At 39.5% G+C, this 9,741-nt stretch carries 13 protein-coding genes; all 13 read left to right on the top strand.

Features of this window, described 5'->3' with window-relative positions; all coding sequences use genetic code 11:
- Positions 1-26: 26 nt before the first annotated feature.
- Positions 27-2,294 (top strand): flagellar hook-length control protein FliK, encoded by a 2,268-nt coding sequence (locus AC1DRF_RS10950; protein ID WP_477740732.1) that lies wholly within the window; start codon positions 27-29, stop codon positions 2,292-2,294.
- A 9-nt stretch (positions 2,295-2,303) separates the two neighbouring features.
- On the top strand, positions 2,304-2,732 hold the full coding sequence (gene flgD / locus AC1DRF_RS10955; protein WP_097824505.1) for a flagellar hook assembly protein FlgD: 429 nt from the start codon (positions 2,304-2,306) through the stop codon (positions 2,730-2,732).
- Between the two features lie 25 nt (positions 2,733-2,757).
- Entirely contained in the window at positions 2,758-3,549 is a 792-nt protein-coding gene (flgG, locus tag AC1DRF_RS10960; RefSeq protein WP_328106850.1) for a flagellar basal body rod protein FlgG, read from the top strand.
- 35 nt (positions 3,550-3,584) lie between these two features.
- Positions 3,585-3,794 carry a flagellar FlbD family protein gene (locus AC1DRF_RS10965; RefSeq protein WP_097824504.1) on the top strand — a complete coding sequence of 70 codons (210 nt, stop codon included), beginning with the start codon at positions 3,585-3,587 and terminating at the stop codon, positions 3,792-3,794.
- A gap of 3 nt (positions 3,795-3,797) precedes the next feature.
- The gene (gene fliL, locus AC1DRF_RS10970) at positions 3,798-4,229 is read left to right on the top strand and encodes a flagellar basal body-associated protein FliL (protein ID WP_477740733.1); all 432 of its coding nucleotides are present in this window, start codon (positions 3,798-3,800) and stop codon (positions 4,227-4,229) included.
- Between the two features lie 20 nt (positions 4,230-4,249).
- Entirely contained in the window at positions 4,250-5,251 is a 1,002-nt protein-coding gene (gene fliM / locus AC1DRF_RS10975) for a flagellar motor switch protein FliM (RefSeq protein WP_427075214.1), read from the top strand.
- The gene (gene fliY / locus AC1DRF_RS10980) at positions 5,241-6,371 is read left to right on the top strand and encodes a flagellar motor switch phosphatase FliY (protein ID WP_427075213.1); all 1,131 of its coding nucleotides are present in this window, start codon (positions 5,241-5,243) and stop codon (positions 6,369-6,371) included. Before fliM ends, fliY begins: the two co-directional genes overlap by 11 nt.
- A 21-nt stretch (positions 6,372-6,392) precedes the next feature.
- The gene (locus AC1DRF_RS10985) at positions 6,393-6,755 is read left to right on the top strand and encodes a response regulator (protein ID WP_427075212.1); all 363 of its coding nucleotides are present in this window, start codon (positions 6,393-6,395) and stop codon (positions 6,753-6,755) included.
- A gap of 63 nt (positions 6,756-6,818) precedes the next feature.
- Positions 6,819-7,460 carry a flagellar biosynthetic protein FliO gene (locus tag AC1DRF_RS10990; protein ID WP_477740734.1) on the top strand — a complete coding sequence of 214 codons (642 nt, stop codon included), beginning with the start codon at positions 6,819-6,821 and terminating at the stop codon, positions 7,458-7,460.
- Positions 7,453-8,121, top strand: coding sequence for a flagellar type III secretion system pore protein FliP (gene fliP / locus AC1DRF_RS10995; RefSeq protein WP_013084783.1), 669 nt, complete (start codon positions 7,453-7,455; stop codon positions 8,119-8,121). Before AC1DRF_RS10990 ends, fliP begins: the two co-directional genes overlap by 8 nt.
- Positions 8,122-8,131: 10 nt before the next feature.
- On the top strand, positions 8,132-8,401 hold the full coding sequence (gene fliQ / locus AC1DRF_RS11000; RefSeq protein ID WP_016765390.1) for a flagellar biosynthesis protein FliQ: 270 nt from the start codon (positions 8,132-8,134) through the stop codon (positions 8,399-8,401).
- 2 nt (positions 8,402-8,403) lie between these two features.
- Positions 8,404-9,180: a flagellar biosynthetic protein FliR gene (gene fliR / locus AC1DRF_RS11005; protein ID WP_477740735.1), complete on the top strand. Its 777-nt coding sequence runs from the start codon at positions 8,404-8,406 to the stop codon at positions 9,178-9,180.
- Positions 9,181-9,182: 2 nt separating this feature from the next.
- The coding region (locus AC1DRF_RS11010) for an EscU/YscU/HrcU family type III secretion system export apparatus switch protein (protein ID WP_477740736.1) at positions 9,183-9,741 on the top strand (559 nt) is incomplete at its 3' end.

Genomic DNA, 9,741 nt, shown 5'->3' on the forward strand with positions numbered 1-9,741 from the left:
GTTTTCACCTCTGAATAAAAGCAGAGGTGAAAACAGTGGAAATTTCACTACGTCCAGCAGCTGCATCAAAGGTAAACTGCGATGAAAAAGCAGMTGCTAGTCAGACTCAGGGTTTTTTTGAAGAAATTGTTCAGCAGCTTAAGCAACTAGATGTGCAGCCTTTAACGTGCGGGGAGAAATCATCCGACGAACAAGCGGTAGATCAAGACGTCTTCAAGGCGGTCGGGTTAATGGCAATTCAGTTAAGCGAAGCAGAAGATGAAGAAGATGAACCATCTGTCTTGTACGAACATCTAGCCGAGATGCTCAGCAGTATTCCAAGTAGTCTAGATTTGGAACAGCCGCTTCTAAAGTTGCAGCACGTGTTAACAGACATGCAGCGGGCACCTGTTTCATCTGAAACAGACAGTCAAGAACAATATTTGTCTTCTATTTCTACCTTGTTGACCATTTGTAAAAATACATCATCTGCGTTTCAAACAGAGTTGGCTCAGCTGATGGAAGAACTACAAAAACCGCAGCTGCAGTCAGTGACCCTTTCAAATTCGCAGCTTGACGGTTTGCGGAAAACTGCTGCTGAAAAAATAGAGAAAATTCATAAACAACCACGTGTATTAACCGATACCTTACATGAAAAGCGCTCTGCTGGTTTCTTCGCCGTTGTTCATACGGCTCCAAGAAGTTCTGTAAGAGATATGGACGCTGTTCATAAAGAGGAAAAAGTGCCGTTTTTGAATCAGCTTCCATGGAAAAAAGATGTGATTTTACGTAGCGAAAGTATGGATAGGGATAGTTTAAAAAAGGATAGTGAAATTTCTTTTACTGCTAACACGGCTGAAGCGACGTTAGAAAATAATCCATCATCTTTTAAATCTAATGAAGTACCTAAGGTCCAAGAATTTTCTATTGATCTAAGGCAAGTAAAATCTGATCATCAACAGTCTGACAATCTGTTAAAGGAGCTGCAAAAAATATGGAGTAAAGCTTCGCTCAGTATTGAAGAGGGAGCATCTAAGCTTTCTATTAAGTTATGGCCAGAGCAGCTAGGTACGATTTCAATTGAAGTGCGTCAACAAGATCATAAAACGACTGCGCAAGTAGTTGTATCGTCAGCGAAAACAAAAGAGCTGTTAGACGCCAGCCTTTTCAGATTGCGACAAGCTCTCACTTCTCAGCATGTATCGGTTGATCAAGTCGATGTGGTCGCTGTTCAAGCAGCTCCAGAAAGTTCTGTAAAAGATATGAACGCTTTTGCTAAAGAAGAAAAAGTGCCGCAGTTTTCTATTGATTTAAGGCAAGTGAAATTGGATCATCAACAGTCTAATGATCTGGTAAACGAGCTGCAAAAAATATGGAGTAAAGCTTCGCTCAGTGCTGAAAAGGGAAGATCCAAGCTTTTCGTTACGTTATTGCCAAAGCAGCTAGGTACGATTTCAATTGAAGTGCTTCAGCAAAAAAATGAAACGACTGCGCAAGTAGTTGTATCGTCAGCGAAAACAAAAGAGCTGTTAGACGCCAGCCTTTTCAGATTACGACAAGCTCTCACGTCTCAGCATGTATCCGTTGATCAAGTCGGTGTGGACGCTGTTCATACATCTTCAGAAAGTTCTGTGAGAAATATGAACGCTTTTCGTAAAGAAGAAAAAATACCGTTTTTCAATCAGCTTCCAAGGAAAAAAGATGTGGTAGTACACAGCGAAAGTATAGATACAAATAGCTCTTTAAAAAATAACGAAAGTTCTGCAGGTACAAACACAACCGGAGCGACAGTAGAGAATCAGCCATCATCCTTTGGAAGTGGAGAAATGCCTAAGCTTCAGCAGTTCTCTATTTATCTAGGGCAAGCAAAATCTGACTATCAACAGTCTAGCAATTTGGTAAACGAGCTTGAAAAAATATGGAGTAAAGCTTCGATCAGTACTGAAGAGGGAAGATCCAAGCTTTTCATTAAGTTATTTCCAAAACAGCTAGGTGCGATTTCAATTGAAATGCTTCAGAAAGACAGTGAAACGGTTGCGCGAATTGTCGTATCGTCAGCAAAAACAAAAGAGTTATTGGACGCCAACCTTTCAACTTTGCGGCACGGTCTCGCGTCTCAGCATGTATCAATTGATAAAATCGATGTGCTACTGTCAGAACAAGCGATGTCGTATAACAATGAAAACGACCAGCAAAAAGAAAGACAGGAAAAAGAAGCGTTTAAAAAAGAAGAAGATCAAGATTCACAGCAATTGGAAGAATCGGCTTCCTTTCTGTCTTCTTTTGAAGCAGCGCTCATTAACTACAACGTATAGGTGATAACAATGACAAATGAAATTACGTCTGACTTGTATTTAAGCAATAGGGACACACCAGTGAAGCAAACGGGGAACAGCTCGCTTGGCAAAGATGATTTTTTGAAGCTTTTGATTGCGCAGCTTCAAAATCAAGATCCAATGAATCCAATGGAAGACAAAGACTTTATTGCTCAAATGGCTCAGTTTTCATCCCTTGAACAAATGACAAATATGAGCACATCGCTCAATACGTTTTTAACGCAGTCACAGGCTTCTCCTATTTTAAAAGGGAGTGAGTTAATTGGTAAAACCGCTGCGTGGTTAGATGAAGAAGGAAATAAAAAGCAAGGAGTCATTTTAACAGCATCCGTCAAAAACAATGAGGTATCGTTTAGGATCAACGATGAAAATCATACGGTACTTTCGCTAAACGATATCTTAGAAGTAAGCAGTTAACCAACCAAATTTAAGGAGTGATTTTATGTTACGTTCGATGTATTCAGGAATCAGCGGCATGAAAAATTTTCAAACTAAATTAGATGTCCTAGGAAATAACATTGCCAACGTTAATACATACGGCTATAAAAAAGGACGTACAACGTTTCAAGATTTAGTAAGTCAGCAGGTAGCAGGAGCAACAGCACCAGGAGCTAACCGTGGAGGTGTTAATGCTAAACAAGTCGGATTAGGTTCGCAAATTGGCACAATTGATACAGTTCAAACGGCAGGAAGCATTCAGTCAACGGGGCGTCCGCTTGATTTAGCTATTTCTGGAGACGGCTATTTTGTAGTAAGAGATGGAGTCACAAATTATTATACAAGAGCGGGGAATTTTTATTTAGATAGCAGCGGTAATTTGGTAACGGGTGATGGACTGTACGTGCAAAAAACTGGAGGAGGGAATATAAATATTCCTTCAACAAGTAAGAGCTACAGTATAGGAGCAGATGGAAAGGTTAACATCATAGATGCTAACGGGAACATCTCCAGTAATCAAACTATCGAACTTGCTAAATTTGCAAATAATGAAGGACTGCAAAAAGCAGGGGGGAATTTATTTGCTCAAAGCGTAAACTCAGGCGGTCCTTTAGTAGGAGCTCCAGGAGCCAACGGCACAGGAAGCTTCGTCTCAAGCGCCCTTGAAATGTCCAACGTTGACTTATCGGAAGAATTCACGGATATGATTGTTGCACAGCGCGGATTTCAAGCGAACACAAGAATTATTACAACATCCGATGAAATACTGCAAGAGCTAGTGAATCTAAAACGATAGGCGGGAGGAAGGAGTAGGTATTACTCCGGTTAATTATGATCACTTTAACAAGGCTAAACGGCAAAACATTTACGTTAAACGCACTCTACATCGAGCAGGTTGAAGCATTTCCTGATACGACCATTACGCTAACGAATAACAAAAAGCTAGTGGTAAAGGATTCAGTTGAAGAAGTGAATGAGAAAGTGACGAGCTATTATCAGCGAATTAACATATTAGGGCTGCAGCAAACGACGGAGGAATAAAGTGTGTTTAAAAATAAGCTAATTAGTAAGATGATTATTATCATGCTTTCTCTTACTTTAATAGGAAGCATTGCTGTTATCGTGACACTAAAGTATACAGAGCAGGCAGGTACTGAAAAAGGTCCATCTATTGACGATGTGATTAAAGCTTCTGTGGATGTAACGGATATTAAAACAAATTTAAAAAGCAATAACTACATCAGCATCTCTTTTAAAATTCAAATGGATAGTAAAAAAGCAGCGGCAGAGCTTCAAAAAAGAGATTTTCAAGTAAGAGACATTATTATCAAAAGGCTCTCAGATATGAGTGCTCAAGATTTTGAAGGAACGCAAGGACTCAGCACGTTAGAAACAGATATTGCAAAGCAAATTGATCAGCTAATGGAAAGCGGACACGTTGTTAAAGTTTATACGACGTCTAAAGTTTTGCAGTAAAGAAGCAAGGAGGGAAGCTAGTGGCTGGAGATGTATTGTCACAAAATGAAATTGACGCGCTGTTATCTGCGTTATCAACCGGAGAGATGAATGCGGATGAATTAAAAAAGGAAAATAAAAAACAGCGTATTCGTACATATGATTTTAAACGCGCCCTGCGTTTTTCAAAAGATCAGATTCGCAGTTTGACGCGAATTCATGAAAATTATGCGCGCATGTTAATCAACGTCTTTTCGGCGCAGCTTCGTAACGTTGTACAAGTGTCCGTTGTATCAGTAGATCAAATTCCGTATGAGGAGTTCATTCGMTCTGTTCCGAAAGTAACCATCTTAAACGTGATAGCCGTCCCTCCTTTAGAAGGGCATATCATTATGGAAGTCAATCCGAACATTGCCTATGCGATGCTTGACCGCTTGCTCGGGGGACAAGGCGAGAGCGGTGGGAAAATTAGTAACTTAACGGAAATTGAAACGAGCTTGATTCGAAACTTGTTAGAGAAAACGTTAGATAGTATGAGAGAAGCTTGGAGTTCTATTGCGGAAATTGAACCTGAAACATCAGAGTTTGAAGTGAATCCTCAGTTTTTGCAGGTAATTTCACCAAATGAAATTGTCATCGTCATTTCATTAAACGTACAAATTGGAGATGAAACGGGCATGATTAATCTATGTATTCCGCACGTTACGCTTGAGCCGATTGTGTCCAAACTGTCCGTTCATTACTGGATGCAATCTTCTAAAAAAGAACCTAACGTACAAGAGGTTGAGCAGCTAAAGGAACAAATCAATGAGGCGGAATTGCAGGTTGTAGCCGAGCTAGGAAAAGCGGATATTTCAATTGGAGATTTCCTAGCATTAGATGCAGGAGATGTTATTCGACTGCAAACAAGCGTTCATAATCCGTTAACTATTTACGTCGGAGACCAACCTAAATTTATTGCACAGCCTGGAAAAGTCAGTCGGAAAGTTGCTGTGCAAATTCTAGATGATGTTAAGAGGAGGAACGAAAGGAATGAACGATGACATGCTTTCGCAAGATGAAATTGATGCGTTGTTAAAAGGAACTTCTTCACTTGACGGGTTTTCAGAGCCGAATAAGTCAAGTCAAGTAGACGATTACTTTACGGAAATGGAAAAAGACGCGCTTGGCGAAATTGGAAATATTTCGTTTGGCAGTTCAGCAACAGCGCTATCGGCTTTATTGAATCAAAAAGTCGATATTACCACACCGTTTGTATCGCTCGTATATAAAGAAGAGCTGACGAATGAATTTCCAAATCCTCATGTCGCTGTGCAAGTTCAGTATACAGAAGGGTTTTCTGGTACGAATTTGTTAGTTATTAAACATGAAGATGCAGCTGTTATTTCAGATTTGATGCTTGGTGGAACGGGTGAGAATCCGACGGAAATCATGGATGAAATTAAGCTGAGTGCAGTGCAGGAAGCGATGAATCAAATGATGGGTTCAGCAGCGACGTCTATGTCCACGGTATTTCAAAAGAAAATTGATATCTCTCCGCCGAGCTTGGATATTTTAAATATTCAAAAAGGGGAAGGCACAGAGCTGATTCCCCAAGATGACGTCTTTGTAAAGGTCTCTTTTAATTTGAAGGTAGGTACATTAATTGATTCCAATATTATGCAGCTTTTATCGATATCTTTTGCCAAAAGCTTGGTGGAGGAGCTCTTAGTTCCAAGCGCAGAAGATACGGCAGCTTCTATTGAAAAAGAATCAGATCTTAACGAAAAGCAAACAGAACCGCCGGCAGCTGAATACATACAGCATGAAGAAACACAGCAGGCAGAACCTGTTCATGTACCAGTTGATGTTCAGCCCGCATCGTTTTCAGAGTTCGAGCACATGTCTTCTCCTCAAGGGAATTCACGAAATTTAGACATGCTGCTTGATATCCCGCTTCAAGTTACCGTGGAGCTTGGAAGGACTAAGCGAACGGTTCAAGAGATTTTAGCATTATCTTCTGGTGCAATCATTGAACTTGATAAACTAGCAGGCGAACCAGTAGATATCTTGATTAATAGCAAATTAATAGCAAAAGGTGAAGTGGTCGTCATTGACGAGAATTTTGGCGTTCGCGTAACCGATATTATTAGTCAAAGAGACCGTATTAACAAACTAAAGTAATGATTTTTAGGAGGAGTAGAGATGGGAAACCGAATTTTAATTGTAGACGATGCTGCATTCATGCGCATGATGATCAAAGATATTTTAACGAAAAATGGATATGAAGTAGTAGCGGAAGCGGCAGACGGCCAGCAGGCTGTGCAGTTATTTAAAGAGCATGCACCAGATCTTGTCACAATGGATATTACGATGCCTGAAATGGATGGAATTACAGCCTTAAAAGAAATTAAAAGCATAAAAAGCGATGCTAAGGTGATTATGTGTTCAGCCATGGGCCAGCAGGCAATGGTGATTGATGCGATTCAAGCAGGGGCAAAAGATTTTATCGTTAAGCCTTTTCAAGCAGATCGAGTATTAGAGGCAATTTCAAAAGCAATTGGATAAACAACAGATTGGCGGGGCTTTCCCGCTAATCTTACACTATGTTGAAGTAAGAGGTGGCAGACATTGCTGCGAAAGTTCGTAATTGCTGCGCTGTTAATAAGCGTATTAGCAGGATCAAATCAAATCGTTTATGCAGAAAGGGGATCTGCATCCGTAAAAGAATGTTTGGAAAAAACGGAGAAGTGTTCAGAGAATGAGAGTACTGATTCAAAAGAAAAAACTGAACTCCAGGGGACGCCTACGCTTTCAGTTGGAGATATCGTGAAGATGATATTCGCGTTTTTACTTGTAATTGGGCTGCTTTTTGCGCTCTTAAAATTTGTAAATAAAAAAGGAAGGCTGCTGCAAAAAAATAAAGTAGTACAAAACTTGGGYGGTACAAATGTTGGAAGCAGCAAATCTGTACAAGTAGTTAAAGTTGGAAATCAGCTTTTTATCATCGGAGTCGGTGAAAATGTGCAGCTTCTTTCAGAAATTACAGGGCAAGAGAAACAGCAGCTGCTCACGCAGTATGAGGAACAACAGAAAAACGAGAGCGAATATAAAGTCGTACTACCGTCTTTTTTAGAAAAATTGACTTCTAAAAAAGAAGAGAAATCTAGTCATTCTTTTCAGCAGCTTTTTCAGCGAGAAATGAATGAAATGAAAATAAAAAGGCAAAACGTACTGAAAGAGTTAGAAAGGAACAAAAAGAACGATGAATGAAGTGATGAATCTCTTTAACTCGAGCAGTCCTACAAATATTTCAACGTCTGTCCAGCTTTTGTTGCTGCTGACGGTGTTTTCAGTAGCTCCTGGAATTTTAATTATGATGACCTGCTTTACACGAATTGTCATTGTGCTGTCATTTGTACGTACATCGCTCGGGACACAGCAAATGCCTCCTAATCAAATATTAGTTGGTTTATCGCTGTTTTTAACGTTTTTTATTATGGCGCCAACTTTTTCTCAGGTAAATGAACAGGCGCTTCAGCCGCTTTTAAAAGAAAAAATCACGCTGAATCAAGCCTATGAAAAAGCAGCTGAACCAATGAAAGAATTTATGAGTGCTCATACAAGACAAAAAGATTTAGCTCTTTTTTTAGAATATGCGGATATAGATAAACCATCCTCTGTTCAAGATATTCCCTTAACTGCGCTCGTTCCGGCTTATGCAATCAGTGAGCTAAAGACAGCATTTCAAATTGGATTTATGATTTTTATTCCTTTTCTCATTATCGATATGATTATAGCAAGCGTGCTGATGTCTATGGGAATGATGATGCTTCCTCCCGTTATGATTTCGCTCCCGTTTAAAATTTTACTATTTGTACTGGTTGACGGCTGGAATTTAGTTGTTAAATCATTATTAATAAGTTTTCAATAGGTGATAGACAATGAATGGAGAATTTGTCATTTCGTTAGCAGAAAAAGGCGTGTATACGATCTTAATTGTATCTGGCCCTTTATTGCTGCTGGCCCTTGTAGTTGGGCTCATTATTAGTATTTTTCAAGCAACTACCCAAATTCAAGAGCAAACTCTTGCTTTTGTTCCTAAGATTGTAGCGGTCTTAGTAGGGATTGTATTTTTTGGTCCGTGGATGTTATCAAAAATGATTTCATTTACATATGAAATTTTTTCAAATCTGTATCGGTACGTAGGCTAGCTATGAGTCAGTTGATCTTATCCTATCCCGCGTTTTTACTAGTGCTAGTGCGGGTAACGTCTTTTTTTATTACGGTTCCGCTATTTTCATACAAAACGATTCCCGCAGTTCATAAGGTAGGTTTGTCTGCCTCGCTATCCGTCATTATTGCGACAACAATTGATTTACCCGTCGTTTCGTTAGATGCACAGTTTGTACTTTTAGTAGTAAAAGAATGTGCTGTTGGGTTGTTTATTGGTTTGACTGCGTATGTATTTATTATGGCTATTCAAATTGCCGGAGGTCTCATCGATTTTCAAGTTGGGTTTGCGATTGCCAACGTAATAGATCCGCAGACAGGGGCGCAAAGTCCGATACTAGGTCAATATTTATATGTATTTGCTCTCCTATTTTTATTATCGACCAATGGACATCATTTATTAATAGACGGCATCTATAATAGTTATTTAATTATTCCGTTAGACAAAGTAGCCTTCCSTGTGGGAAGCCAAGCATTTGCTACACACATCATAACTGTTTTTTCATCGATGTTTTTAGTAGCTGTTCAAATGTCTTTGCCTTTGGTAGGTTCATTATTTTTAGTCGATATCGCGCTTGGAATTGTCGCAAGAACCGTTCCGCAGTTAAATATTTTCGTAGTGGGGTTTCCGGTAAAAATTATTGTTGCCTTTAGTTTGCTGATTGTCGTGATGGGGAGCATGTTTTATATGATGCAAATCATATTTGAACAAATGATAGAAGCGATGCGCGCGATGATCCGCATATTAGGAGGGGTGTAGCTTTGTTTTTAGTAAAAGTTGATTTGCAATTTTTCGCGGGAGAGAAAACGGAAAAAGCTACACCTAAAAAAAAGCAAGACTCTAGAAAAAAAGGACAGGTAGCTAAAAGTCAAGACGTTACAACTGCGTTCATCCTTTTAATGGTTTTTCTTTATTTTTTGTTTGGAGCCAAACAGTTTTTACAGCAAATGATGAAGTTGTTAAGAGAAGCTTTTCAAACGTATATGCTTGAGGAAGTGACGGCAGAGCGCGTATTTGCGATGTTTAAGCACCTTCTTCCTTCAATAGCCCTTGCAGCAGGTCCTGTTATGCTCGCAGCTTTTATTGCTGCGCTCGGAGCGAATTATATGCAGGTGGGTATTCTTTTTTCCACGGAGGCTCTTCAGCCTAAGTTAGAAAAGATTAACCCTATTAGCGGAGCCAAACGGATTTTTGCCATGAGAGCGCTGGTAGAACTAATCAAGTCAACGCTGAAAATTATGTGTATCGGAGCCGTCACGTTTTTTATCTTATGGATTCACATAGAAGATGTATTAAATTTATCTCAAAAAAGTATAGGGG

This window comes from Priestia sp. P5_B4 (assembly GCF_056400385.1).

Excerpts from the sequence above, each read along its gene's own strand:
- flgD (WP_097824505.1), top strand. The coding sequence starts at position 2,304 with ATGACAAATGAAATTACGTCTGACTTGTATTTAAGCAATAGGGACACA.
- fliP (WP_013084783.1), top strand. The coding sequence starts at position 7,453 with ATGAATGAAGTGATGAATCTCTTTAACTCGAGCAGTCCTACAAATATT.
- AC1DRF_RS10985 (WP_427075212.1), top strand. The coding sequence starts at position 6,393 with ATGGGAAACCGAATTTTAATTGTAGACGATGCTGCATTCATGCGCATG.
- AC1DRF_RS10965 (WP_097824504.1), top strand. The coding sequence starts at position 3,585 with ATGATCACTTTAACAAGGCTAAACGGCAAAACATTTACGTTAAACGCA.
- flgG (WP_328106850.1), top strand. The coding sequence starts at position 2,758 with ATGTTACGTTCGATGTATTCAGGAATCAGCGGCATGAAAAATTTTCAA.
- fliY (WP_427075213.1), top strand. The coding sequence starts at position 5,241 with ATGAACGATGACATGCTTTCGCAAGATGAAATTGATGCGTTGTTAAAA.
- fliQ (WP_016765390.1), top strand. The coding sequence starts at position 8,132 with ATGAATGGAGAATTTGTCATTTCGTTAGCAGAAAAAGGCGTGTATACG.